The 285-nt window shown below is 69.1% G+C and carries 1 protein-coding gene; it reads right to left on the bottom strand.

The features are described 5' to 3' along the window. Window positions 1-277: NAD(P)/FAD-dependent oxidoreductase (locus ACQG3P_RS19390; RefSeq protein ID WP_426805952.1), on the bottom strand; the 277-nt coding region annotated here is incomplete at its 3' end. Window positions 278-285: the final 8 nt, after the last annotated feature.

The raw sequence follows: 285 nt of genomic DNA, 5'->3' as shown, positions 1-285 counted from the left end.
CCGGGCTGAGGAACAGGAATTCGTCTATGGTGACCTTCAGCTGCAGCTGCTCGCCGAGTTCGGCCCAGTCCGTGAACAGTTCGGTCAGCGCGCGGGTATCCATGATCGCGCCGGACAGGATGTGCGCGCCGGGTTCGGAGCCCATTTCCAGCACGCACACCGACAGCTCGCGGCCGGCCTCGATGGCGCGCTGGCGCAGGCGGATCGCGGTGTCCAGGCCGGCCGGGCCGGCGCCGACGATCACCACGTCGAAGTCCATGGCTTCACGCGGGGGCAGGGCAGTGG

It is taken from the genome of Stenotrophomonas sp. SrG, from assembly GCF_050031795.1.
Lineage (GTDB): Bacteria > Pseudomonadota > Gammaproteobacteria > Xanthomonadales > Xanthomonadaceae > Stenotrophomonas > Stenotrophomonas rhizophila_A.
The sequence above is the reverse complement of the archived record's forward strand: the minus strand, read 5'-3'. Positions and strand labels throughout refer to the sequence as shown.